Raw genomic sequence first — 23,988 nt, forward strand, 5'->3', positions numbered from 1 at the left:
TTCTGGTCCCTCAGTTTATGACCGGCTCAGGCACCGGTTCGCCAAACGCGGTCTGCAGAAAGTCAAAATCGCAACCATCTTGCGCCTGCGTGATGTGCTGCGAGAACATCCAGCCGTATCCACGCTGGTAGTTCTCTTTGGGCTTCACCCAGGCTGCCTTTCGAACGGCAAGCTCTTCGTCCGAGACGCGCATGTTCAGGGTCCTGTTCGGGATGTCGAGGTCGATCATGTCACCCGTTTTGACCAAGCCAAGAGGCCCGCCGATATGCGCTTCCGGCGAAACATGCAGGATGCAGGCGCCATAGGACGTGCCCGACATTCTCGCGTCCGAAATGCGCACCATGTCCCTCACCCCCTGTTTCACGAGCTTCTTGGGGATCGGTAACATGCCCCACTCCGGCATGCCCGGGCCGCCGAGAGGCCCGGCGTTGCGAAGGATAAGCACCGTATCCGGCGTTACATCGAGGTCGTCACGATCGATATTGGCCTTCAGCTCGGCATAGGAATCATACACGAGCGCCGGACCCGAATGGGTCTGGAACCGCAGTCCCGCGGCGGAGGGTTTGATAACACATCCATCCGGCGCGATGTTGCCTTTGAGGACGGCCAGAGCCCCTTCTTTATAAATAGCATTATCGACGGTGCGGATCACGTCATCATTGAACACTTGCGCGCCGTCGAGGGCCTTGTTCCAGTCCTCGCCGGTGACGTTGATTTGGGTGAGGTCCAGATACGGCTTCAGGCGCAACAGCAAGCCGAGCATGCCGCCTGCGTAATAGAAATCCTCCATGAGATACTTGTCGCCCGACGGCCGTATGTTCGCGATCACGGGCACACGGCGCGACGCCTTATCGAAATCTTCCAGTCCGATATCCAGGCCCGCACGGCGCGCAAGCGCCAGTACATGAATGACGGCGTTGGTCGAACAGCCCATCGCCATGGCAACGACGATGGCGTTCTCGAACGCCTTTCTGGTCAGAATCTTCGCGGGCGTCAGGTCTTCCCAAACCATCTGAACGGCCCGGCGCCCTGCGGCGGATGCCATACGGATGTGGTTCGCGTCGGCGGCCGGAATGGACGAAGCGCCGGGAAGGGTCATTCCCAAAGCGTCCGCAAGCCCGGTCATGGTAGCGGCCGTGCCCATCGTCATGCAGACACCATATGACCGTGCGATCCCGGTCTGCATCTCGTTCCATACCTTTTCGGATATCGTGCCCGCGCGGCGCTCATCCCAGTATTTCCAGCCATCGGAGCCGGAACCGAGGACCTTGCCTTGCCAGTTGCCGCGCAGCATGGGGCCGGCGGGCATGAAGATGGCCGGTACGCCGGCCGAGATAGCGCCCAGCAGCAAGCCAGGCGTGGTCTTGTCGCAACCGCCCATGAGCACGACCGCATCGACGGGCTGCGACCGGATCAGCTCCTCCGTCTCCATCGCAAGGAAATTGCGGTACAGCATCGTCGTCGGCTTGACGGTGGATTCGGAAAGCGAGATGGCCGGCAGCTCGACGGGAAAGCCACCTTCTTGCAGAACACCGCGCTTCACATCGTCGACGCGCTGCTTGAAATGGGCGTGGCACTGGGCGAAGTCGGACCAGGTGTTGATGATGCCGATGACGGGTTTGCCTTTGAACTCGCTGTCGGCGTAGCCCATCTGGTTCATGCGGCTGCGGTGGCCGAATGAGCGCAGATCGTCCGGCAGGAACCACCGCGCGGATCGCAGGTCCTCGGGCTTCTTCAACTTCATGATTTGACTCATCTTCAATTAAACCCGCGGCACCTGCTGCAAGGGATGCAGCAGGTGCACGGCGGTCGCTTTCACTCGGACTTGAGGTTGCCGGCGTCGATCACACGCTTCCACGTCGCGACCTCGTCATGGACGAACTTGGTGAACTTGGCTGAATCCGAGCCTGACGCGACAAAGCCGAACTCTTCGAGCTTTGCCTTGACGTGAGGCGTTGTAAGGCCGTGCTGAATGGCCTTCTGGAGCTTTTCGACGATATCCGCGGGGGTCCCTTTTGGCGCTGAAAGACCCCACCATGCATTGGCCGTGAAGTTCGGATAGCCCGACTCGACGACGGTCGGCACATCGGGAAACGCCGGATTGCGCGTCGCGCTTGTGACAGCCAGCGCCTTGAGCTTGCCGCTCTTCACATAAGGCAAGGCGGTATCGTTGTTGGTGATCAACATCGGAATTTGATTGCCGAGAAGATCGATCATGGCGGGCGCGCTTCCCTTGTAGGGCACGCCAACAATGTCCAGGTTCGCGACCTGCTTCAGATACTCCGTCGCCAAGTGTCCCGAAGAGCCGGGAATCTGGCCGTAATGAAGCTTTCCCGGGTTCTTCTTCACGTAGTCGATGAATTCCTTGAAATTCGACGCAGGAAAGGACGGGTGGACAACGAGCACGATCGGACCGGAAGCCCACTGAACGACATGAACAAAGTCGTCTTCCGTGTACGTCGGTTTTGGATTGTTGAAGCCGTGGATGATGGAATTGCTGCCGATCCCGGAGATCAGAAGCGTGTAGCCATCCGCCGCCGCCCTTGCGACCACACCGGAGCCGATGGTACCGCCCGCCCCCGCACGATTTTCAACGATGAATGGTTGCTTGAGTTCGGCGGTGAGGACCTCCGCCATCATGCGGCCCATGATGTCCTGCGTCCCGCCGGCGGGATATGGCACAACCAGGGTGACGGTTTTGGTCGGATAAGTCGCTTGAGCGCTCGCTTGTCCAGCCGGTAACAGCAATGCCGAAACTAAGAGCAACGCTGCGGTAAGGGTTTTCGTCATTTCCTACTCCTGTCTGTTTTTTTTCTTTGTGTCGTCGAATCCGTAAAGGTCCTGCGGATTGCCAACAAGGATTTGTTGGGCTTCTGACGGGGTCACCCACGACATGAAGAGCTTCAGCTGTCGACCGTCGTCGATCGGGTGAAAGGGCTCAGGCCTGTCGCGCATGCGTGCCTTGCCGGGCCAAGGCCCTGTATGCGGCCAGTCCGTGCCCCACAGCATACGCGATAGATTCGCCTCGATGAGCGGTCGTGCGATACGCTCTCCCGCGCTCTCCGCACCTGGATGGACAATGCGATACGGGGCGGAGAGCTTGACATAGATCGCCCCTACCCGGATGAGATCCAAAAGCACATCAAAACCCGACTGCTCGGGGCCTGCCGATGCATGGGCCAGCGCATAATGATCGACCACCAGCGGCACCGGCAGAGTGCGGATGGTTTCATGGGTCGCGGCAATGAGCGGAAGACCCGCATAAGTTTGAATGTGCCATCCCATGCGCGCCGCCTGTTCGGCGGTACGGATGAAGCTGTCTTTGGCGAAGGATGGATCGGTGTGGCCGTAGGATTGCAGGTTGACCCGAAGGCCGCGCACGCCCGCATGATGGAGAAAGGCGAGTTCATCCGCCGGCGCCGCCGCTTGAACCACGGCGACACCGCGCGCCTGGCGTCCGCGGGATTCGAAGTCCTGCAGGGCTTTGACCAGACAGCGGTTGTCATGTCCTTGAGGACTCGCCTGCACGACGACAACGCGGCTGATGCCGATGGCATCGTGCATGGCGATCACATCCTGCACACGCGCTTCGCTCGGCATGAAGAGCCGGTCTTCGGCGAACCCGTATTCATCGGGCCTGCCGAAGACGTGCACGTGACAGTCACAAGCGCCCGCGGGGAGGACACTGTCCGGTTTGGTATGAGTTACACCGAGCACGCTTGACATAGTTTGCCTAACAGATGCGGCCGTCGACGCGGCCTGCCATCGCCAGCAGCCTTACTGAGGCCCGAGCTTGCGGATCAGTTGAGTGAGTTCTTCGACTTCCCCGGCCTGAAGATCCGACAGAGGCGGACGGACAGGCCCTGCGGAGTGACCAACAATGGTCGCACCCGCTTTCACGATCGATACGGCATATCCTTCGCCCCTGTTGCGGATGCGCAGATACGGCAGAAAGAACTCCTGGATGAGACGGCTGGTCGTGGCGGTGTCGCCCTTCCAATAGGCGTTGTAGAACTCAAGCGCGGTCTTCGGCACGAAATTGAACACGGCCGAGGAGTATGTCGGCACGCCAAGCGCCTTGTAGGCGTTGGCATAGACTTCGTGTGTCGGCATGCCGCCGATATAAACGAAACGGTCGCCCAGTTTTTCGCGAATCGACACGATCCGTTCGATGTCGCCGAGCCCGTCCTTGAAGCCGATCAGGTTCGGGCAGCGATCGGCCAGCAGCGCCAGCGATTCCGCCGTCAACTTTGTCGCGCCGCGATTGTAGACAATAACGCCGATCCGCACGCTTTTGCAGACAGCCGCCACATGCTCGACGAGGCCTTGCTGCGTCGCCTCGGTCAGGTAATGCGGAAGCAGGAGAATGCCTTGCGCGCCGGACTCTTCCGCCGCTTGTGCATACTTAATCGCGAGCGATGTACCACCGCCGGCACCGCCCACAATCGGGACCTGGCCGCGGCAGGTTTCTGCCGCGACCTTGATCACCGAACTGTATTCTTGCGGCTCGAGTGAGAAGAATTCACCTGTGCCTCCCGCTGCAAAGAGGACGCTCGCACCATAAGGCATCAGCCACTCAAGGCGGGCGCCATAGCCTTTGGCGTCGAACTGCAACTGCTTATCGAAGTCGGTAAGCGGGAACGAGAGCAGCCCGCTGGAGAGGGCTGCCTTGAGCTCATTGGGAGACATTGCGAATTCCTAGGGTGTTAAGTTCACGAATTATTCGGCCGTGATGTTTCCGGCCTCAATGACCTTCTTCCATCGATTGAACTCGCTCGCCTGGAATGCAGCGAACTGTTCTGGCGTGTTGGCCACGACCTCGAAGCCAACGTCGACCAAGGGCTTGCTGACCGCCGGCTCGGCAAGAATGGCGGCGATGGCGTCATAAAGCTTCTTCTTGATGTTCGGCGCCGTGCCCTTGGGCATCGCAACCGCTTGCCACGAGGTCACGGTGACGCCCTTGAAGCCCTGCTCTTCCATCGTCGGGACATCGGGAAGTTGGGGGGACCGCTTGGCGCTCGTGATGCTCAGGGCGCGCAGACGTCCCGACTTGATGTGCGAGATGACGGCATTGATGTTCTGGAATGATGAGTCGACCTGGCCGCCAAGAAGGTCCTGGATCGCCGGCGCGCCGCCTTTGTAAGCAACATGCGTGCCTTTGGCCTTGATCTCCTGCCAGAACAGCTCAGCGGTCAGGTGGTCGCTCGATCCGTTGCCGGATGACGCAAAGCTCATCTTGCCCGGGTTCTTCTGGAGGTCGGCTACGACATCCTTCAGCGACTTGTACGGGGAGCTTGCGGGGACGACGAGCACGTTAGGCGCCTGCACGGCTACCGTGATGTAATCGAAGTCCTTGAGCGCATCGTAAGGGACACTCTTCATAAGATGCGGGCCGATCACGAGCGGGCCCAGCGACGAGACGAAGATGGTGTAGCCGTCGGGCGCCGCGCGTTTGACGGTCGTCGCGCCAATGGTGCCGCCTGCACCGGCGTTGTTTTGCACCACAAAGCTTCCGCCGAGCTTTTCCTGCAACTTGTTGGCAAGGACGCGCGCGATGGAATCGGTGGAGCCGCCGGGCGGAAACGGTACGATGACGACCACAGGCTTGGCTGTCGGCCATTCCTGGGCGGATACGGCCGACAGAGTGCTCAAAGCGACAAGACCGGCTGCGAACGCGGTAACGAGCTTCCTCATGGTGTTCTCCCTGATTAACCGGGGCTTTCCCCTTGACTTGACCTGAAGCTCAAAAATGATATCGATATCATTTCAAAAAGAGCTCTGGCGCGCAGAACAGTGCGCTCCGGAGGCAATGATAGCGATACCATTGGTCGTGTCAACGGTGTGGCCCCCATGAAATCCAACGTGCCCTACAGGGCAATCACTCTGACCGACGTGGCCCGCGAGGCTGGCGTATCGCGCATCACAGCGTCGCGCGCCCTCAGCAATCCGAGCCTTGTGACCCAGGCCACCATTGAGAAGGTCCGCGCCGCCGTGGATGCCACGGGCTACATTCCAAACCTGCTCGCGGGCGGGTTGAAGTCCAACCGCAGCATGACGGTCGCGGGCCTGGTGCCGATCATTTCAGCGCCTCAGTTCCTGCCGACGGTAAAAGCGCTGACCGAAACGCTGGCCTCGAACGGCTATCAACTGATCCTGGGACAAAGCGGCTACAACAACGTCAACCAGGACAAGCTCATCAGCACGATGATCGGCCGCCGTCCCGACGGCATCGTGGTCACCGGCGCGGTCCAGTCCAAGGAAGCGCGAGTCCGCTTGCGCAGCCTTAATATTCCGGTCGTTGAAACCTGGGAGTTGAGCGACGATCCGGTCGATATGTCGATCGGCTTCTCCCATCTTGCAGTCGGCAACGCAGTCGCGCGTTACTTTCTGTCCAAGGGCTGGACGCACTGCGGAACGGCTAATGGCTCCGACAGGCGCGCACAGCTTCGCGTTCAAGGCTTTATGGAAGCCATGGGCAATGACGTTGTGAATTCAGTTGTGCCAGCTCCAAGCAGCGTCGAGCTTGGTCGCAAGGCCGGCGCCGATCTGCTTGAACGTGCCCCCGGCTTGCGGGCGGTCTTCTGTAGTTCGGACAATCTTGCGCACGGCGTGATGCTGGAGGCGCAGTCTCGCGGCATTCGCATCCCTGACGAATTGGCCATCTGCGGTTTTGGCGATGCAGAGTTCGCCGCCCATCTGCTTCCGTCTCTCACGACGGTTCAGGTGGATGGCCCGGAGATCGGCAGATTGGCGGCCGAACTCATTCTTGATCGATGCAAAGGAAAAGCGCCCGCATCGAAGGTCATCGACCTCGGATATAAGATCGTTCAGCGAGGCACGACGGAGTAGATCCGGCAACAGCGTTGGGTACAATCGCCCCAGCCGGCAAGCCAAGTGCTGTGATATCAATGTCTTACGGGGACCTGGCTGGGGCGGGAGGGATCGAACCTCCGAATGGCGGAATCAAAATCCGCTGCCTTACCGCTTGGCTACGCCCCAACACATGACTCTCGGTCATGAATTCAGCCGAGAACTCCCATGACCCTCGGTCATGAACGGGCGGACCATAGCGATGCCGCCCGGTATCCGCAATACGATCTAGCCCCTTGATCCTCAACGACGTTTCGCTCCGATTTGACCGGGACGTGGGCCCGGCTAGATTGCGCGCCATGACATACCGCGCCCCCGTTGCAGACATTGCCTTCGCCCTCAAACACGCCGCCGGCCTCAAAGCCGCCCTTGCCGAGGGCCTTTACGACGACCTGGACGAAGCCACCGTGGACTCCGTGCTGGAGGAAGCCGGCAAGTTCGCTTCCGACGTGATCGCCCCGCTCAACACGGTCGGCGACAAATTCGGCACCCCGTTCAAGGACGGCGCCGTCACCACCCCGCCGGGCTGGAAGGAGGCCTATACCGCCTGGGCCGCCGCCGGCTGGAACGGCCTCGCCTCGCCCGCCGATTTCGGCGGCCAGGAACTGCCGCACGCCGTCAACGCCGCCTGCATCGAAATGTGGAACGCCGCCTCGATGGCCTTCGGCATCGGCCCGGTGCTGACCATGGCCGCGGTCGACGCCCTGCACGCCTATGGCAGCGACGACCTCAAGCAGAAATATCTCGAGAAACTGATCAGCGGCGAATGGATGGGCACCATGCAGCTCACCGAGCCGCAGGCCGGCTCCGATGTCGGCGCGCTGCGCACCAGGGCCGAACGCGCCGGCGACGGCAGCTACAAAATCACCGGCTCGAAGATATTCATCACCTATGGCGAGCACGACCTCACCGACAACATCATCCACTTCGTGCTGGCCCGCCTGCCTGACGCGCCGGCCGGCACCAAAGGCATCTCGCTGTTCCTCGTGCCGAAGTTCATGGCGGACGGCTCGCGCAACGACGTGCGCGCGCATTCGGTCGAGCACAAGATGGGCATTCACGCTTCGCCGACCTGCACCATGGTCTATGGCGACAAGGGCGGCGCCGTCGGCTGGCTGATTGGCGAAGAGCACAAGGGCATGCTCTGCATGTTCACGATGATGAACCGGGCGCGTCTCGCGGTCGGGCTCCAAGGCGTGGCGATTGCCGACCGCGCTTTTCAGCAGGCTCTCACCTATGCGCGCGACCGCAAGCAGATGGGCAAGGCCATCTTCGACTATCCCGACGTCAAGCGTATGCTGCTGACGATGCGCGGCCTCACCGGCGCGGCGCGCGCAATCTGCTACGCCACCGGTGTCGCGCTGGATCGCTCGATCCGCGGCAAGGATCCGGTAGCGCGGGAGAAAGCGCTGGCGCGCTGCTCCCTGCTGACACCGGTCGCGAAAGCCTTCTCCACCGACATCGGCATCGAGGTCGCCTCGCTCGGCGTGCAGGTCCATGGCGGCATGGGCTTCATCGAGGAAACGGGCGCGGCACAGCATTATCGCGACTCCCGCATTGCCGCGATCTACGAAGGCACCAACGGCATCCAGGCGATCGATCTCATCACCCGCAAGGTCCCGCTCGAAGGCGGCAATACGGTCCGGCTCTACATCAACGAGTTGCGGGAGGTCGTGAAGGCCGTGCAGGCCAGCAACGCGCCCGCGTTCGGCGAAACCGGCGCGCGCCTGAACGAAGCGATCGATAGTCTCGAACGAGCGACGCAATGGTTGCTCGTGCAAAAGACATCCGACGTGACGCTGGCCGGCGCCACGCCTTATCTCAGGCTCTTCGGCAATGCCGCCGGCGGCGTCATGCTCGCCGAACAGGCGCTGATCGCGCTGCGCGAGAACGACGATGCCGCATCGCGCACGGCGCTGGCGCGGTTCTTCGCCGAGAATATCGCGGTGACGTCGGGCGGGCTGGAGCGCAGCGTTACCGAAGGCGCGCAGAGCATTACGAATGCGGAAGCGGCCTTGCAGTGATACTCCGTTCGTCCCCGCGCATAGCCGTCAAAAGGACGGCGTTCTTTCAGAACGCCTATGGCGGGGACCCAGAGCTGGATTCCCGCTTACGCGGGAATGAACGGAGCTTTGGGGGGCTCGCAGCGCACACGCACGCGCAACCTCACGGCATCCGGCCGCCTTCGAAATCGAATGTCCAGCCGGCGTCCTTTACAGCTTTCTCGACCGCGTCGCGGACCTGTCCGTAATCCACCGCACCGCCGCCAGCGGGCGAGGTGTCGGTGCGGGAGCCGGAGCGCGTCCAGCCGCTGGTGGTCGTCACTTCCACCGATAAGGTCGGCGGCGGCATGCCCCAGCTCTTCTCCAGCACGACTTCGCGGAAATGCACCGCCCGCGCCGCCTCGTCGAAACGGCACGACATGCGGTAGCTCACCTTGCGGCTGCCGAGCCACCATTTGGCGAGAATCTTCTCGGCCTCCCCGGCCAGTCCGCCATCCTTGTCGGTGACGGCAACGCCAGACGCGGCCAGCACGGATGTCACGCTGGCTTTCACATCGGGGGCTGCGGCAGGCGTCGGCATAAAAACCAGATTAAGCGGAGCGCCAAAATCCGTCTTGACCCATATCAACGGCGGCCGGTCCGCATTACATTGCCCGACAGGGGCCAATGGCCCGAAAGAAAATCGAGGGCGGACATGTCACTGAAGGGCAAAACCCTGTTCATCACCGGCGCGTCGCGCGGCATCGGCCTTGCCATCGCGCTGCGCGCCGCGCGCGACGGCGCCAATATCGCCATCGCCGCCAAGACCACCGAGCCGCATCCCAAGCTGGAAGGCACGATCTATACCGCCGCCGGGGACATCGAAAAGGCCGGCGGCCAGGCGCTGCCGCTCATCGTCGATGTGCGTGAGGAAGCGCAGGTGAAAGAGGCGCTCGACAAGACGGCGGCGACCTTCGGCGGGCTCGACATTGTCGTCAACAATGCCAGCGCCATCTCGCTGACACCGGTAGCGCAAACCGACATGAAGCGCTTCGACCTGATGCATCAGATCAATGCGCGCGGCACCTTCATGGTGTCGAAATACGCCCTGCCCCATCTCGCCAAATCGGCGAACCCGCACATCTTGATGCTGTCGCCGCCGCTCGACATGGCGACCAAGTGGTTCGCGCCGCACACCGCCTATTCGATGGCCAAGTTCGGCATGAGTCTTGTCGTGCTCGGCCTTGCCGGCGAGCAGCACGGCAAGCTCGCCGTCAACGCTTTGTGGCCGCGCACCACCATCGCCACCGCCGCGGTCAAGAACCTGCTCGGCGGCGACACGCTGATGAATATGTCGCGCACGCCGGATATTCTGGCGGAAGCCGCCTGGCGCATCTTCCAGAAACCGAAGACCTTCACCGGCAACTTCCTGATCGACGACACATTCCTCGCCGGCGAAGGCGTCACCGATTTCGACCAGTATCGGGTCAACCCCGGCCAGCCTTTGCAGGTCGATTTCTTCGTGCCCGACACAATCCCGCCGCCGGCGGGGGTGAGTTTGAAGGCGATGAAGTAGCCACGTCGTCCCCGCGAAAGCGGGGACCCATACGCCGTGTACTCTCGATGGCGCAGTGGCTATGGGTCCCCGCCTTCGCGGGGACGACAATTGAATCAATCGTGCTTCAGAGTTAGATACGATAAATGACCACGCTCCTCATCTCCCATCCCGCCTGTGTCGATCACATCGTGCCGTCCGGCCATCCCGAGCGGCCTGAGCGCATGCGCGCGGTCGAGGAAGCGCTGGCCGCCGAGCAGTTCCAGAACCTGGCGCGCGAGCAGGCGCCGATGGCCGACGGCGATATCGTCAGCCTGGCTCACCCGCTCGAATATTTCGAGGCGATCCGCGAGGCCTCACCGTCCGAGGGCATGGTGCGTATCGACGCTGACACCTCGATGTCGCCCGGCTCGTTCGAGGCGGCCTTGCGCTGCGCCGGCGGCGCAGTGCTGGCCGTGGACGAAGTGATGACCGGCAAGGCGGCCAACGCCTTCGTCGCCACGCGGCCGCCCGGCCATCACGCCGAGACGGCCAAACCGATGGGCTTCTGCTTCTTCAACAATGCCGCCATTGCCGCGCGCTATGCGCAGAAAAAGCACGGCATCGAGCGCGCCGCCATCGTCGATTTCGATGTGCATCATGGCAACGGCTCTCAGGATATCTTCTGGGCCGACAAGACCGTGCTCTATTCCTCGACGCACGAGATGCCGCTTTATCCCGGCACCGGCGCGATCGGTGAACGCGGCGAGTTCGACACCATCGTCAACGCGCCGCTACGTGCCGGCGACGGCGGCGACCAGTTCCGCGAGGCGTTCGAGACGGTGATCCTGCCGCGGCTGCGCCGCTTCTCGCCGGACCTGATCATCATCTCGGCCGGCTTCGACGCGCATACGCGCGATCCGCTCGCCAATCTCAATCTGGTCGAGGCGGATTATGCTTGGGTGACGAAGAAGCTGATGGACGTCGCCGATGAGACCGCCAAAGGCCGCGTCGTATCGCTCTTGGAAGGCGGCTACGATCTGCAGGGCCTCGCACGCTCTGTCGCTGCTCATGTCACCGCGCTGATGCGGGGGTGAGTTTCTTTACCCTCCCCCTTGTGGGGAGGGTCGATCACCGAACGAAGTGAGGTGATCGGGGTGGGGGTAGCTGCTGCACGCTCGCTATTACCCCCACCCCGGCTCGTTTCACTCGCCGACCCTCCCCACAAGGGGGAGGGTAAGAAAAAAAATGCGGCGCCGCGCTCACTTCGCCGTCAGCCCGCCATCGATCGGCAAATCCGCGCCGGTGATGAAGGCCGCTTCGTCCGATAACAGATAAAGACACAGCGCCGCGACTTCCGCCGGCTTGCCCATGCGCTGAAGCGGAATCTCCGCGCTCATCTTTTCCATCGCGCTTTGCGGATCGCGCGCCGTGCTGGCGATGGCATCCACCATCGGGCCTTCGAGGAAGGACGGACACACGGCGTTGCAGCGGATCGGCGGCTTGTTGCGCGCCCCTAACAGCGCCACCGATTTGGTCAGCAACGATACGCCGCCCTTCGACGCATTGTAGGCGGCAAGGTTATGCCCGCCGACCAGCGCCGACACCGATGACAGATTGACGATCGAACCGCCGCGCGGCTTGAGCAGCGGAAAGGCGTATTTGCAGCCAAGGAATGTGCCGTCGAGATTGATGGACAGCACGCGCCGCCAGGTCGCGAAGTCGAGCTTCTCGATGCTGCCCATCGCGACGATGCCCGCAGCGTTGACGAGGCCGTCGAGATGGCCGTGCGTGGCGCTGACATCGTCAACGACGCGCTGCCAGTCGGCCTCCGAGGTGACGTCGAGGTCGAGATCGGCGTCTTTGAGATCGGTGGCGATGGCGATGCCGCCCTGCGCGCGCACGGCGGCGGCGACGGCGGAGCCGACGGCCCCGGCCGCTCCGGTAATGAGGATGATTTTGTCAGTGAGGTTGGGCATGGAAGCGTTTTACGACGTGTTGTAGCCCGGATGAAGCGCAGCGAAATCCGGGGCGGCGGTCCCGGGTTGCGCTACGCTCCACCCGGGCTACGGGCCTTCGGCTTGTCGAGTGTGCATAACCCCGAACCCTTGCACTATCCCCCGCCGGCCCCACTCTCTAGGATGCCGCCGAAACTCAAGGATTCCCGCCATGGCCGACACCGACGTGAAGAAACTGAGCTTCGAGCAAGCCATCGGCGAACTCGAAACGATCGTGAAGCGGCTGGAGGAAGGCAAGGTTCCGCTCGAGGAATCGGTGGCCATTTACGAGCGCGGCGAGGTGCTGAAAGCCCGCTGCGAGGAGCTGCTCAAGCAGGCCGAGGCCCGGGTCGAGAAGATCACCCTCGACGCCTCCGGCAAGCCGGCCGGAACCACCCCGCTCGACGTCGATTAGCCCCGGGACCGGGCGGGCCGCCGGAGGGCGGCGCGCCGAATTGCCCCGTCCGGTCAATATGGTGTAAGCCAACCTGACCGGTCTGGAGCCTTCGATGCCCGCCGGTTTGCGACCGGAGCCGATTTTGTCTGAGCTATCCAAGACCGTGCCGACAAAGACCCCGCTGCTCGACCGCGTCCATATTCCGGCCGACCTGCGCAATTTCTCGGCCGAGCAGCTCAAGCAGCTCGCGGACGAACTGCGCACCGAAACCATCGACGCGGTGGCCAAGACGGGCGGCCATCTCGGCGCCGGTCTCGGCGTCGTCGAGCTCACGGTCGCCATCCACGCCGTATTTGACACGCCCGCCGACCGTCTGATCTGGGACGTCGGCCATCAAGCTTATCCGCACAAGATTCTCACCGGCCGGCGCGACCGTATCCGCACACTGCGGCAGGCCGGCGGCCTGTCCGGCTTCACCAAGCGCGCCGAGAGCGAATACGACCCGTTCGGCGCCGCGCATTCCTCGACGTCAATCTCCGCCGGCCTCGGCATGGCGGTGGCGCGCGACCTCAAGGGCGACAAGAACAACGTCATCTGCGTCATCGGCGACGGCGCGATGTCGGCTGGCATGGCCTATGAGGCCATGAACAATGCCGGTGCGCGCAACGAGCGGCTGATCGTCATCCTCAACGACAACGACATGTCGATCGCGCCGCCGGTCGGCGCCATGTCAGCTTACCTCGCCCGCCTCGGCTCGGGCCGCACCTATTTGAAAATCCGCGACGTCGGCAAGCAGCTCACCAAGCATCTGCCGAAGAGCTGGGACCGCGCCATCACCCGAGCCGTTGAGCACGCGCGCGGCTATGTCATGGGCGGCACGTTGTTCGAGGAACTCGGCTTCTATTACTGCGGGCCGATCGACGGCCATAACCTCGATCACCTGCTGCCGATCCTGCGCAATGTGCGCGACGCCGAGATCGGACCCATCCTCGTCCACGTCGTGACGCAGAAGGGCAAGGGCTACGGCCCGGCGGAGGATTCAGCCGACAAGTATCATGGCGTGGTCAAGTTCGACGTCGCCACCGGCGCGCAAGCGAAATCCAAAGGTGGCGCTCCGCAATACACCAAAGTGTTCGCCGACGCGCTGATCAAGGAGGCCCGCAAAGACGACAAGATCGTCGCCATCACCGCGGCGATGCCGTCCGGTACCGGGCTCGATTTGTTCCAGCAAGAATTCCCGACGCGCACTTTCGACGTCGGCATCGCCGAGCAGCATGCGGTGACCTTCGCGGCGGGGCTCGCCGCCGAGGGCTTCAAACCATTCTGCGCGATCTATTCGACGTTCCTGCAACGCGCCTACGACCAGGTGGTGCACGACGTTGCGATTCAGAAGCTGCCGGTTCGCTTCGCCATCGACCGCGCCGGCCTTGTCGGCGCCGACGGTCCGACCCATGCCGGCGCTTTCGACACCGCGTATCTCGGCTGCCTGCCGCATATGGTGCTGATGGCTGCGGCGGATGAAGCCGAACTGACCAACATGGTTGCGACCTGCGCCGCGATCGACGACCGTCCCTCCGCCGTGCGCTATCCGCGCGGCGAAGGCACCGGCGCCATCATTCCGGCGCAAGGCGTGCCGCTCGAAATCGGCAAGGGCCGTATCGTTCGCGAAGGTCACAAGGTCGCCCTGCTCTCTTACGGCACGCGCCTCGGCGAAGCCTTGAAAGCGGCCGACGAACTCGCCGCGCTCGGGCTATCGACCACGGTCGCCGATGCGCGCTTTGCCAAGCCGCTCGATCTCGATCTGACGCTGCGGCTGGCCCGCGAGCATGAAGTGCTGGTCACCATCGAGGAAGGCTCGGTGGGCGGCTTCGGCTCCTTTGTGATGCAGGCTTTGGCCGAGCACGGCGCCTTCGATGCCGGGCTCAAATTCCGCGCCATGGTGCTGCCCGACATCTTCATCGACCAGGACACGCCGGCGGCGATGTATGCGCTCGCCGGCCTCGACGCCAAAGGCATCGTCACCAAGGTGTTCGAGGCGCTCGGCAAGGACGCCGCGTCGGAAACGGTGAAGCTGGCGTAAGGCGCCGGCATCATGACCACCAAAACCCGCATCGACCGCCTGCTCGTGACGCGCGGGCTGTTCGACAGCCGCGCCAAAGCGCAGGACGCCATCGCCGCCGGGCTGGTGAAAGCCGACGGCAAGGTCGTCGCCAAGGCGTCCGAGGAAATCGCCAGCAATGCTGTCATCGAAGCGACGCCGGCGCATCCTTATGTGTCGCGCGGCGCGCTCAAGCTGATTGCCGCGCTGGACCATTTCAAGGTCGATCCGAAGGGCCGTGTCTGCCTCGATATCGGCGCATCGACCGGCGGCTTCAGTGAGGTGCTGCTCGAACGCGGCGCGACAAAGGTCACTGCCGTCGATGTCGGCACCGCGCAGTTGCACCCGAGCCTGCGCGCCGACCCACGCATCGTGTCACTGGAGCAAACGGATATCCGCATGCTCGATCCCGCCAAGCTGGACCCTAAGCCAAACCTCGTCGTCATTGACGTCAGTTTCATCTCGCTGAAGCAGGTCCTGCCTGCGGCGCTCAAACTCGCCGCGCGGCCAACCGATCTGATTGCGCTGATCAAGCCGCAGTTCGAGGCCGGCCGCGCCCATATCAAGAAAGGCATCGTTCGCGACGAGGCGGTGCGCCAGGCCGTCTGCGACGAGATTGTTAAAAGTGTCACGTCGCTGGGAGCCGAGGTGCGCGGCCTTATGCCATCCCCCATCGAAGGCGGCGACGGTAACATCGAATATCTGATCGGTGCGCAGGTTTCATAAGCATTGGCGATGGCGGTTATCGCGTTGCGTCATCATTCTGTGACCTCACCGCCACGCAACACGATCAAACCCTGTCCGCGGCCACATGCAGCCTTTATTGCGCCATACGAGGCGCTACGGTCCCCGCCATGACGATAGGACACGCAGACATCGCCGCCGGCATCAAGGCGCCGGCGGACGCCATGCCGTGGCGCGATGAATTTCGCGCCACGGTGAAGCTCGCTTTGCCGATCGCGCTGACGCAGCTCGGCCAGGTGGCGATGATGACCAGCGACCTGATGCTGATCGGCCGGCTCGGTGACGTGGCGATCGCCGGCGCAGCATTGGCGCATATCATTCTGTTCGCCGGCTTCGTGCTCGGCATGGGCCTGATGTCGGCGGTGTCGCCGCTGGCGGCGCAAGCCTTTGGCGCGCGCGAACCGCGCATGGTGCGCCGCGCGTTGCGCGTCGGCCTGTGGGCGGCGCTGATGATCGGCGCGCCGATGACGGCGGCAATGTTCTTCGGCGAGAGCTTCCTGCTGTGGCTCGGCCAGGACCCGGAAGCCGCGAGGCTTGCCGGACAATATCTTATGGGACTGGGGTGGTGCCTTATCCCCGGCTGGTGGTTCATTGCCTTGCGCGGCTTCATGGGCGCCGTGAACCGGCCCGAGCCCGCGCTGTGGATCACGCTCGCCGCCATCCCGGTAAACCTCGCGCTCGCTTATGCGCTGATCTATGGCGAATTCGGCCTGCCACGCCTTGAAATGCTCGGGGCCGGCGTTGCCACCACCATCGTCAACATCGGCATGTGCGGCGCCTCGCTCTGGATCGCCTACACTCAGCGGCCGTTCAAGAAGTATCAGGTGCTCGGCCATTTCTGGCGCATGGACTGGCCGCTGACCGGACAACTGTTTCTCATCGGCGGTCCGATCGCCGGCGCTTTCCTGCTCGAATATGGATTGTTCGCCGCCGCCGCGATACTGATGGGCTGGATCGGCACGGTGGCGCTAGCGGCGCATCAGATCGCGCTGCAGGTCGCCGCGATCCTGTTCATGGCGCCGTTCGGCATCTCGATGGCCGCGACTGTGCGCGTCGGCCATGCCGTCGGACGCCGCGACCCGGTGGAGACGCGGCGCGCCGGCTTTACCGCCATTGCGCTCGGCGCTGCCTTCATGGCGGCGATGGTCGTGCTCATTCTCGCAACACGGCATATCCTGCCGCTCGCCTTCCTCGACGGCGGCCGCGCCGATGCCGACGCAACCTTGACGCTCGCGGCAACTTTGCTCGCGGCCGGCTCTACCTTTTTCATCGCGGATGGCGTGCAGACCATCGCGGCCGGTGCGCTGCGCGGGCTCAACGACACGCGCGTGCCGCTGCTGTTCGCCACGCTGAGCTTCTGGATTGTCGGCTTCGGCACGTCCTGGACGCTGGCCTTCCCGTCGGGTCTTGGCGCGGTCGGCATCTGGATCGGGTTTACCGTCGGTTTGGTGCTGTACGCCCTGCTGCTGGTCTGGCGTTTCAACATGCTGACAGCGCACGGCTACATGCCGGAGGCGCCGGGCCACGCCCACGCCTGATCTTCCCCTTTCAGGCAAGTGATAAGCAGGTTAAGTCCTGCCTATGACCGAGCAGCTCACCATCGCCCGCCTGGGCCATCGCGGCGACGGCGTCGCCGACACCGGCGCCGGCGCGATCTACGTGCCCTACGCCCTGCCCGGCGAAACGGTGACGGTCGAGCCGATGCCCGGCCATCCCGACCGGCGCCGCTTGCTGCATATCGACAAGCCGAGCCACGAGCGCGCCAATCCGATATGCAAGCACTTCGGCGTCTGCGGCGGCTGCGCCATGCAGCACTGGTCGCATGCCGAATATCTGATCTGGAAACGGGATCTCGTCGTGGAGGCGCTGGCGCTCGCCGGCATCGTTGCGCCAGTCGAGCCGATCGTCGATGCCCATGGCAAGGGCCGCCGCCGCGCCGTGCTGCATGCGCGCCGCGGCAATGGCGATCTGCTCGAAGTCGGCTTTGCCGCACCGCGCGCGCATCACATCGTCGCCATCGATGAATGCCCCATTCTTAGCGACGGCCTTGCCGGCACTATTCCGGTGTCGTGGGCCATCGCCGAAGTGTTGAAGCCCACGAACAAGCCGCTCGATATTCACGTCACGGCAAGCGACCGCGGCCTCGATGTCGATGTGCGCGGCTCCGGACCGCTTTCGACCGCACGACTCACCGAACTCGCCAAGCTCGCCGACAAATACGCCCTCGCCCGCATCACCCGCCATGGCGAACTGGTGCTGCAGCGGATCGAGCCAACGCTGAAGATCGGGCGCGCCACCGTCCCCCTGCCGCCCGGCGCCTTCCTGCAGGCCACCGCCGAGGGCGAAGCGGCGCTGGCCGCGCTGGTCGTCAAGCATGCCGGTAAAGCAAAGCGCATCGCCGATCTGTTCAGCGGCATCGGCACATTTGCCTTAAGGCTTGGCGAGACGGCGCGCGTTCTTGCGGCGGACAGCGAAGTCGGCGCGATCAAGGCGCTGGAACGCGGCGTCAAGAGCGCGCCGGGACTGAAGCCGGTCGAGGCGCGCTCGCGCGACCTGTTCCGCAATCCGATGGTGGCGATGGAGTTCAAGGGCTTCGACGCCGTGGTGTTCGATCCGCCGCGCCAGGGCGCCGAACGGCAGGCACAAGAGATCGCTTCAAGCAAGGTACCGCTGGTGATCGCCGTATCGTGCGATGCCACGACCTTTGCCCGCGACGCGCGTATTCTCATGGCCGGCGGCTACAAGCTCGCCCAGGTCACGCCGGTCGACCAGTTCCGCTATTCGCATCATGTGGAGGTGGTGGGGAGATTTGAGAGATAGTCGGCGCAACGCCCACGTCTGTCATCACCCGCGAAAGCGGGTGATCCAGTAATCGCCACGCCGTGTTTCATAATCGAATGCGGAGGATACTGGGTCCCCGCTTTCGCGGGGACGACGAATTCACCTAAAATCCATCCCGTCGCCCCAGCGCTCGCGCCAGATCTTCTCGCCGATGGTGCAGGATACGCGCGGCTTGTCAGCACTCGCAGGGATAACCTTTGCCTCCGGCTGCAATCCGGCGATCTCGAGTATCAGCTTCTGCCGCGTCGCTTCGATGAACTTCTCGCGCTCGCGGATCGGAATGACGAAGGCGCCAGGGCCTCCGATCACGCAGTCCTCATAATAGATGTCGAGATCCGCGATATCCATGGTCGCGTAATTGAGCCGCTTGAGCACGAGCGGCAGGCCGTTGATGGTGATGCCCTCCTTGACGATCTCATCGCGCACCGGCACCACCAGCGGCCCGGAATTGTTGGCCCCGTCGCCGGAGACATCGATCACCCGGCGCGCGCCGCGATAGCCGCTGTCGTCGAACAAGGTGCGGGCGAACTTGAGTGCGCTCGAGATCGAGGTGCGCGAGGCGCGGCTGATCGGCGCACGCGCGATCTCGGCCGCCACCGCATCGGCCGCTTCCGGCCCATCGATCACCCGCCACGGCATCACGATTTTCTGGGTCGCGGGGCCGGCCCATTCGAAATAGGTGACTGCGATCTTGCCGTGACCGCCCTCGCGGATGGCTGTGAGGAACTCACGCGACGTCAGGGCCTGGACATAGCCCTGCCGCTGCAGCGCCTGTTCTTCCGGATCCATCGAATAGGAAATGTCGACGGCGAGCACGAGCTCGACATCAACTGGAATAGCGGAAGGTCTGAGATCGGCGAGGCGCGGATGCGGCGCGGCGGCGAGCGCATAAACGGCGCATAAAGCGGCGGCAAGGCCACCACCGACAGCACCATAAAGACGAAACCGCCTCATGCCGCCCTCCTGCGTCAACGCACAGGGGATTCATGCTGGCACGGCTAACGGCCGGAAAAAAGGCCGTTCACGACGGTTATCTCAGCATTCCAGCACGTCGGTGCCGGCGATCTCGATGCCGAAACCGCTCAGGCCGACATAAGTGCGCTGGCTGGAGGACATTAGCCGGATCGAGGAAATGCCGAGGTCTTTGAGGATCTGGGCGCCGACGCCGACGTCGCGCCACTGCTGCGAGCGGGCGGTTTCGGTGCCGGTGGCCTCGCCTTTCGGGATGGCGGCGACCGGCACGCCGGCGGTGCCATCGCGCAAATAGACGATGACGCCGCGGCCGGCCTCCTTGAAACGCTTGAGCGAGGCATGAATCGCCTTGCCGCCGCCGAACACGTCGCCGATCACATCAGCGCGGTGCAGGCGGGCCGGCACGTCCTTGCCGTCGCCGAGATCGCCATAGACGAAGGCCATGTGATGCACCTCGTCGAACGGCGTGACGAAGGCATAGCCCTTGAGCGGGCCGATTTCGGACTCGAGCGAGAAGGCGCCAACCCGCGTGACTAGCTTCTCGCGCGCCTGGCGGTAGGCGATGAGATCGGCGACCGAAATCTGCACGAGCTTGTGCTTCTCGGCAAAGGCTGTCACCTGCGGCCCGCGCATCACGGTGCCGTCGTCGTTCATCAGTTCCGACAGTACGCCGACCGGCGGCAGACCGGCGAGCTTGCACAGATCGGTGCAGGCCTCGGTATGACCGGTGCGCATCAGCACGCCGCCCTCGCGCGCGACCAGCGGAAACACATGGCCGGGCCGCACGAAATCGGCGGCGCCGATATTGTCGTTGGCGAGCGCCCGCACGGTGTTGGTGCGTTCCTCGGCCGAGATGCCGGTGGTCATGCCATGCTTGAGATCGATGGTGACGGTGAAGGCGGTGCCAAGCGGCGCGTCGTTCTTGGCCACCATCGGATCGAGATGCAGGCGCTGCGCGTCGGCGGCGGTGATGGTAGCGCAGACGATGCCGGACGTATGGCGGATGATGAAGGCCATCTTCTCCGGCGTGCACAGCGACGCCGCGACGAAAAGATCGCCCTCGTTCTCGCGGTCGTCGTCATCGGTGACGACGACGAGCTCGCCCTTGGCGAAGGCCTTGATCGCCGCTTCGACATTGCTGTGGGTGTTTGACAATGCGCTGATCCTTAGGCGCCAGGCGCCGACTGCTTCTTCTCGAACGGCCAGGGCTTGCTCTCGCCGACCTGACCGCGATGCATCAGATAGTGATCGGCGATGACGCATGCCACCATGGCCTCGCCGATGGGCACAGCGCGGATACCGACGCAAGGGTCGTGGCGGCCCTTGGTGAATAGTTCGGTGTTGTCGCCGTAACGGTCCACGGTCTTGCGCGGCGTCAGGATCGAGGACGTCGGCTTGACGGCGAAGCGCGCGACGATCGCCTGCCCCGTCGAAATGCCGCCGAGCACGCCGCCGGCATGGTTCGACAGGAACAGCGGCTTGCCGTCGTTCCCCATCCGCATCTCGTCGGCATTATCCTCGCCGGACAGTTCGGCGGCGGCAAAGCCGTCGCCGATCTCGACGCCCTTAACCGCATTGATGCCCATCAGCGCGCCGGCGATGTCGCCGTCGAGCTTGGCGTAGATCGGCGCGCCGAGGCCCGCCGGGACGCCTTCTGCGACGATCTCGATCACTGCGCCGATCGACGAGCCCGATTTGCGCACGCCGTCAAGATATTCCTCGAAGAACTTCGCCTGCACCGGGTCTGGGCAGAAGAACGGGTTCTTGTCGACCTCGTTCCAGTCCCAGCGTGAATGATCGATCTTGTGCGGCCCCATCTGCACCAGCGCGCCGCGCACGACGAGACCCGGCACAACCTTGCGGGCGATGGCGCCGGCCGCGACCCGCGCCGCGGTCTCGCGCGCCGAGGAACGACCGCCGCCGCGATAATCGGTGATGCCGTATTTGACGTCATAGACATACCCGGCGTGGCCGGGCCGGTACTTGTCCTTGATGTCGGAATAGTCCTTCGAGCGCTGGTCGACATTCTCGATCATCAGCATGATCGGCGTGCCGGTGGTCACCTGCTGGCCGGTCGCCTCGTCCGTGAAGACCCCGGACAGGATCTTCACCGCGTCCGGTTCCTGGCGCTGCGTCGTGAAGCGCGACTGGCCGGGCCGGCGCTTGTCGAGGAAGACCTGGATCTCTTCCGCCGTGATCGGGATGCGCGGCGGGCAGCCATCGACCACGCAGCCGATCGCCGCCCCGTGGCTTTCGCCGAAGCTGGTGAACCGGAACAGGTGGCCGAAGGTGTTGAAGGACATGGGGGTTTAGGTAGCCTGAGGTCCGGCAGGGGTCAAATAGCCGGTTCTCATTCCGGGACGGCTCTTAAGCGCGTTTACGCGCGTCTTGGACGCGCTATGGGCCGGACCCGGAATCCCGGAGAATGCCAAGGTCTTCCTCCGCCCGCCAAATCGGAACTTGCTCGGCAGGGAGGAGCCGATTCCAATGTTCGCCGGGCGCCTGCTAGGCTGTCGGATGCCGTCGTCCGGGGACGCGTATGAATCTGCGCCAACTCAAATACTTCGTAAGTGTCGTGGAAGCCGGCAATATGACCCGCGCCGCCGAACAGCTTCATGTTGCACAAACTGCCCTGGGCATGCAGATCCGCCAGATCGAGGAAGATCTGGGCGTCGCCCTCCTCATTCGCCATTCGCGAGGCGTCGAGCCGACCAAGGCCGGAAAGCTGCTCCATGCGAAAGCGCTGGCAATCCTGAAGTCGGTTGAGGAAACCCGCTACGAGGTGTCGCGTTGTGATCGCGAGGACAGCGAACCCATACGTCTCGGAACGACGCCGGCCCTCATGCCGATTGTCGGCCCAGAGCTTGTCATCCATGTTCGCGAACACATCCCGCAGATTCTTCTCAGTCTGGTCGAGGAGATGAGCCATGTCCTCGTCGATACGTTGATCCGCGGAGAACTCGACTTCATCCTTTGCTACGACGTTCCCGAGCTGCCGCACCTGTCGCGCACGCCGCTTTTCCAGGACGATCTTGTGCTTGTCACGCTTCCAGGGCGTCGAAAAGGCGAGCCGATCGCCTTTGCCGAGGCCCTGAACGAATGCCTCGCGATGCCCGAGCCGGGCGACACCGTGCGCAATGCCGTGACACGTGCAGCGAAGGAGCTCGGACTCGAGTTGCAGATCGACTACGAGTTGCGCTCCGTTTCCGCCATGAAAACCATGGTGAAGCGCGGCGCCGTGGCAAGCATTTTGCCCTATTTCTCGGTGATGGATGAGGTTCGCAATGGCGCACTCGATGCGCGCCCCATCATCAAGCCAGCCGTCAGGCGGACGTTGTTCCTCGCGTCCTCGACCCAGCGCCCACCATTTCGCAACGAGGCCGGCCTGAGCGGTGCGATCCGCTCTTCCCTGAAAGGCGTGACAGAGGCGCTCGGTCCCCTCTACCATCCGCTTTGAGTACGACAGTCTAATCCGCAGAAATTCTGCGGCCTGCTCTCTGTCAATCCTCTTGGACATTCGGCTGCCGAGGCGGCCTGATGCTCGGCGCCGGCTATCGCGGCGTCCGAATGGTGGCGTTGCTTCCGGCGGAGTCACAGCTACACGCTGGCGCAGGGAGATATACGATGACCTTCCACAATGTTATCAGACTGTCTGCTGCAGGTCTTCTGGGGCTCGCCCTCGGTTCAACCGGCACGTTCGCGCAGGATCTCAGCATTTATCAAGCGACTTTGGGCGAATCAAATCCCAAGACAGCCGAGGTGAGCACAGAACAAATGCGCCGCATCATGGCCGATGGCAGCGCCATTATCCTCGACACGCGGACGCACGCAGAATTCGTGGCCGGCCATATCCCTGGAGCGCGCGGCCTCGATGCGCCGCCGTCCTCACAGGTGGCGGCTGCCGAGCGTCTGGTCGGCGGAGACAAAAGCAAAGCGCTCGTGCTCTATTGCAACGGTCCCTTCTGCCAGGCCAGCCGGAGGCTAGCCGAACAACTCGCCGCCGCCGGGTTCACCAATGTCCGCCGCTACCAATTGGGCATTCCGATCTGGCGCGCCCTCGGCGGGCCGACGGAGATCGAGATCGATGGCATCCGCCGGATCTTCAAGCTCGATCGAACTGCGGTATTCTTCGACGCTCGCTCCGCCGATCAGTTCGCCAAGGGAAGTCTTCCCGGCACCCATAACGTTCCGGCCGATCAACTTGCGTCAGGCGGCCTGAAGACGGCGCCGCTTCCCGAGGACGATTTCAACCGGCGCATCATCTTGTTCGGACAGGACGCGGCTCAAGCTCGCAAGCTGGCTGATGCGTTACGTGAAAGACCTTGGCACAACGTCGCCTATTTCCCGGGCACATTCGAGGTACTGGCGGCGGCCCTCAAAAGTGGCGACTAGCGCATCGGGGCGCTGCCACCCCGACTCATGATGCCTTAGCTGCTCCGCTCGTGCGATAACCTTGTCGGCCTCGGCTGGCATAGGTAGCTGTTCGGCAAGAATCCTGGAGGTGCTATGCGCTGCCGCCCGCCGGTTCGATCGTGCTTTTGCCTCCTGCTCTG

The 23,988-nt window shown here is 63.3% G+C and carries 21 protein-coding genes and 1 tRNA gene; 11 read left to right on the top strand and 11 right to left on the bottom strand.

What is annotated here, in order from left to right; translation table 11 throughout:
* Window positions 1-10: 10 nt before the first annotated feature.
* From araD to E8Q40_RS16635, 5 genes are all read right to left on the bottom strand, one after another.
* Window positions 11-1,744 carry an L-arabinonate dehydratase gene (gene araD / locus E8Q40_RS16615; RefSeq protein ID WP_246662884.1) on the bottom strand — a complete coding sequence of 578 codons (1,734 nt, stop codon included), beginning with the start codon at window positions 1,742-1,744 and terminating at the stop codon, window positions 11-13.
* 71 nt (window positions 1,745-1,815) lie between these two features.
* A complete protein-coding gene (locus tag E8Q40_RS16620; protein WP_137045597.1) occupies window positions 1,816-2,790 on the bottom strand; it encodes a tripartite tricarboxylate transporter substrate binding protein in 975 nt (324 codons plus the stop codon).
* Between the two features lie 3 nt (window positions 2,791-2,793).
* A complete protein-coding gene (locus E8Q40_RS16625; RefSeq protein ID WP_168197877.1) occupies window positions 2,794-3,654 on the bottom strand; it encodes an amidohydrolase in 861 nt (286 codons plus the stop codon).
* A gap of 123 nt (window positions 3,655-3,777) precedes the next feature.
* On the bottom strand, window positions 3,778-4,689 hold the full coding sequence (kdgD, locus tag E8Q40_RS16630) for a 5-dehydro-4-deoxyglucarate dehydratase (protein WP_137045599.1): 912 nt from the start codon (window positions 4,687-4,689) through the stop codon (window positions 3,778-3,780).
* 30 nt (window positions 4,690-4,719) lie between these two features.
* The gene (locus tag E8Q40_RS16635; protein ID WP_137045600.1) at window positions 4,720-5,694 is read right to left on the bottom strand and encodes a tripartite tricarboxylate transporter substrate binding protein; all 975 of its coding nucleotides are present in this window, start codon (window positions 5,692-5,694) and stop codon (window positions 4,720-4,722) included.
* Window positions 5,695-5,850: 156 nt separating this feature from the next.
* Here E8Q40_RS16635 and E8Q40_RS16640 point away from each other — a divergent pair, with 156 nt between their 5' ends.
* Window positions 5,851-6,849: a LacI family DNA-binding transcriptional regulator gene (locus tag E8Q40_RS16640; protein WP_137045601.1), complete on the top strand. Its 999-nt coding sequence runs from the start codon at window positions 5,851-5,853 to the stop codon at window positions 6,847-6,849.
* A gap of 75 nt (window positions 6,850-6,924) precedes the next feature.
* Here E8Q40_RS16640 and E8Q40_RS16645 read toward each other — a convergent pair.
* Window positions 6,925-6,999: transfer RNA gene (locus E8Q40_RS16645), tRNA-Gln, on the bottom strand.
* A 170-nt stretch (window positions 7,000-7,169) separates the two neighbouring features.
* On the opposite strand from E8Q40_RS16645, the gene E8Q40_RS16650 reads away from it, so the two are divergent.
* Window positions 7,170-8,894: an acyl-CoA dehydrogenase gene (locus tag E8Q40_RS16650; protein WP_137045602.1), complete on the top strand. Its 1,725-nt coding sequence runs from the start codon at window positions 7,170-7,172 to the stop codon at window positions 8,892-8,894.
* Window positions 8,895-9,036: 142 nt separating this feature from the next.
* Here the strand turns inward: E8Q40_RS16650 and E8Q40_RS16655 are convergent, their stop codons facing one another.
* A complete protein-coding gene (locus E8Q40_RS16655; RefSeq protein WP_137045603.1) occupies window positions 9,037-9,453 on the bottom strand; it encodes a hypothetical protein in 417 nt (138 codons plus the stop codon).
* Window positions 9,454-9,567: 114 nt separating this feature from the next.
* Here E8Q40_RS16655 and E8Q40_RS16660 point away from each other — a divergent pair, with 114 nt between their 5' ends.
* Window positions 9,568-10,428 (top strand): NAD(P)-dependent oxidoreductase, encoded by an 861-nt coding sequence (locus E8Q40_RS16660; RefSeq protein WP_137045604.1) that lies wholly within the window; start codon window positions 9,568-9,570, stop codon window positions 10,426-10,428.
* Window positions 10,429-10,553: 125 nt separating this feature from the next.
* The gene (locus E8Q40_RS16665; RefSeq protein ID WP_137045605.1) at window positions 10,554-11,483 is read left to right on the top strand and encodes a histone deacetylase family protein; all 930 of its coding nucleotides are present in this window, start codon (window positions 10,554-10,556) and stop codon (window positions 11,481-11,483) included.
* A 165-nt stretch (window positions 11,484-11,648) separates the two neighbouring features.
* On the opposite strand, the gene E8Q40_RS16670 is transcribed toward E8Q40_RS16665, so the two are convergent.
* Window positions 11,649-12,365 carry an SDR family NAD(P)-dependent oxidoreductase gene (locus E8Q40_RS16670; RefSeq protein ID WP_137045606.1) on the bottom strand — a complete coding sequence of 239 codons (717 nt, stop codon included), beginning with the start codon at window positions 12,363-12,365 and terminating at the stop codon, window positions 11,649-11,651.
* A 190-nt stretch (window positions 12,366-12,555) separates the two neighbouring features.
* Here E8Q40_RS16670 and E8Q40_RS16675 point away from each other — a divergent pair, with 190 nt between their 5' ends.
* From E8Q40_RS16675 to E8Q40_RS16695, 5 genes are all read left to right on the top strand, one after another.
* Window positions 12,556-12,798, top strand: a complete 243-nt coding sequence (locus E8Q40_RS16675) for an exodeoxyribonuclease VII small subunit (protein WP_137045607.1) — start codon at window positions 12,556-12,558, stop codon at window positions 12,796-12,798.
* Window positions 12,799-12,943: 145 nt separating this feature from the next.
* A complete protein-coding gene (gene dxs / locus E8Q40_RS16680; protein WP_246663107.1) occupies window positions 12,944-14,860 on the top strand; it encodes a 1-deoxy-D-xylulose-5-phosphate synthase in 1,917 nt (638 codons plus the stop codon).
* A 12-nt stretch (window positions 14,861-14,872) separates the two neighbouring features.
* The gene (locus E8Q40_RS16685) at window positions 14,873-15,604 is read left to right on the top strand and encodes a TlyA family RNA methyltransferase (protein ID WP_137045609.1); all 732 of its coding nucleotides are present in this window, start codon (window positions 14,873-14,875) and stop codon (window positions 15,602-15,604) included.
* Window positions 15,605-15,732: 128 nt separating this feature from the next.
* Window positions 15,733-17,160 carry an MATE family efflux transporter gene (locus E8Q40_RS16690; protein WP_137045610.1) on the top strand — a complete coding sequence of 476 codons (1,428 nt, stop codon included), beginning with the start codon at window positions 15,733-15,735 and terminating at the stop codon, window positions 17,158-17,160.
* Between the two features lie 43 nt (window positions 17,161-17,203).
* The gene (locus E8Q40_RS16695) at window positions 17,204-18,442 is read left to right on the top strand and encodes a class I SAM-dependent RNA methyltransferase (protein ID WP_137045611.1); all 1,239 of its coding nucleotides are present in this window, start codon (window positions 17,204-17,206) and stop codon (window positions 18,440-18,442) included.
* A gap of 120 nt (window positions 18,443-18,562) precedes the next feature.
* On the opposite strand, the gene E8Q40_RS16700 is transcribed toward E8Q40_RS16695, so the two are convergent.
* From E8Q40_RS16700 to aroC, 3 genes are all read right to left on the bottom strand, one after another.
* Window positions 18,563-19,417 carry a DUF1194 domain-containing protein gene (locus E8Q40_RS16700; protein ID WP_137045612.1) on the bottom strand — a complete coding sequence of 285 codons (855 nt, stop codon included), beginning with the start codon at window positions 19,415-19,417 and terminating at the stop codon, window positions 18,563-18,565.
* Between the two features lie 81 nt (window positions 19,418-19,498).
* Window positions 19,499-20,590: a 3,4-dihydroxy-2-butanone-4-phosphate synthase gene (gene ribB, locus E8Q40_RS16705; RefSeq protein WP_246662885.1), complete on the bottom strand. Its 1,092-nt coding sequence runs from the start codon at window positions 20,588-20,590 to the stop codon at window positions 19,499-19,501.
* Between the two features lie 11 nt (window positions 20,591-20,601).
* Complete coding sequence (aroC, locus tag E8Q40_RS16710) at window positions 20,602-21,738, bottom strand: chorismate synthase (RefSeq protein WP_137045614.1); 1,137 nt, start codon at window positions 21,736-21,738, stop codon at window positions 20,602-20,604.
* Between the two features lie 236 nt (window positions 21,739-21,974).
* Here aroC and E8Q40_RS16715 point away from each other — a divergent pair, with 236 nt between their 5' ends.
* Window positions 21,975-22,892, top strand: a complete 918-nt coding sequence (locus E8Q40_RS16715) for a LysR family transcriptional regulator (protein ID WP_137045615.1) — start codon at window positions 21,975-21,977, stop codon at window positions 22,890-22,892.
* 167 nt (window positions 22,893-23,059) lie between these two features.
* A complete protein-coding gene (locus E8Q40_RS16720; protein WP_168197878.1) occupies window positions 23,060-23,827 on the top strand; it encodes a rhodanese-like domain-containing protein in 768 nt (255 codons plus the stop codon).
* Window positions 23,828-23,988: the final 161 nt, after the last annotated feature.

Origin of the sequence: Pseudolabrys sp. FHR47 (assembly GCF_005153485.1) — a bacterium.
GTDB lineage: Bacteria > Pseudomonadota > Alphaproteobacteria > Rhizobiales > Xanthobacteraceae > Pseudolabrys.

Coding starts and splice junctions, on each gene's coding strand:
- araD (WP_246662884.1), bottom strand. CDS start 1,744: ATGAAGTTGAAGAAGCCCGAGGACCTGCGATCCGCGCGGTGGTTCCTG.
- E8Q40_RS16620 (WP_137045597.1), bottom strand. CDS start 2,790: ATGACGAAAACCCTTACCGCAGCGTTGCTCTTAGTTTCGGCATTGCTG.
- E8Q40_RS16670 (WP_137045606.1), bottom strand. CDS start 12,365: ATGCCCAACCTCACTGACAAAATCATCCTCATTACCGGAGCGGCCGGG.
- kdgD (WP_137045599.1), bottom strand. CDS start 4,689: ATGTCTCCCAATGAGCTCAAGGCAGCCCTCTCCAGCGGGCTGCTCTCG.
- E8Q40_RS16640 (WP_137045601.1), top strand. CDS start 5,851: ATGAAATCCAACGTGCCCTACAGGGCAATCACTCTGACCGACGTGGCC.
- E8Q40_RS16700 (WP_137045612.1), bottom strand. CDS start 19,417: ATGAGGCGGTTTCGTCTTTATGGTGCTGTCGGTGGTGGCCTTGCCGCC.
- E8Q40_RS16635 (WP_137045600.1), bottom strand. CDS start 5,694: ATGAGGAAGCTCGTTACCGCGTTCGCAGCCGGTCTTGTCGCTTTGAGC.
- E8Q40_RS16715 (WP_137045615.1), top strand. CDS start 21,975: ATGAATCTGCGCCAACTCAAATACTTCGTAAGTGTCGTGGAAGCCGGC.
- E8Q40_RS16660 (WP_137045604.1), top strand. CDS start 9,568: ATGTCACTGAAGGGCAAAACCCTGTTCATCACCGGCGCGTCGCGCGGC.
- E8Q40_RS16655 (WP_137045603.1), bottom strand. CDS start 9,453: ATGCCGACGCCTGCCGCAGCCCCCGATGTGAAAGCCAGCGTGACATCC.
- E8Q40_RS16665 (WP_137045605.1), top strand. CDS start 10,554: ATGACCACGCTCCTCATCTCCCATCCCGCCTGTGTCGATCACATCGTG.
- E8Q40_RS16685 (WP_137045609.1), top strand. CDS start 14,873: ATGACCACCAAAACCCGCATCGACCGCCTGCTCGTGACGCGCGGGCTG.
- aroC (WP_137045614.1), bottom strand. CDS start 21,738: ATGTCCTTCAACACCTTCGGCCACCTGTTCCGGTTCACCAGCTTCGGC.
- E8Q40_RS16695 (WP_137045611.1), top strand. CDS start 17,204: ATGACCGAGCAGCTCACCATCGCCCGCCTGGGCCATCGCGGCGACGGC.
- E8Q40_RS16650 (WP_137045602.1), top strand. CDS start 7,170: ATGACATACCGCGCCCCCGTTGCAGACATTGCCTTCGCCCTCAAACAC.
- E8Q40_RS16690 (WP_137045610.1), top strand. CDS start 15,733: ATGACGATAGGACACGCAGACATCGCCGCCGGCATCAAGGCGCCGGCG.
- E8Q40_RS16675 (WP_137045607.1), top strand. CDS start 12,556: ATGGCCGACACCGACGTGAAGAAACTGAGCTTCGAGCAAGCCATCGGC.
- E8Q40_RS16720 (WP_168197878.1), top strand. CDS start 23,060: ATGACCTTCCACAATGTTATCAGACTGTCTGCTGCAGGTCTTCTGGGG.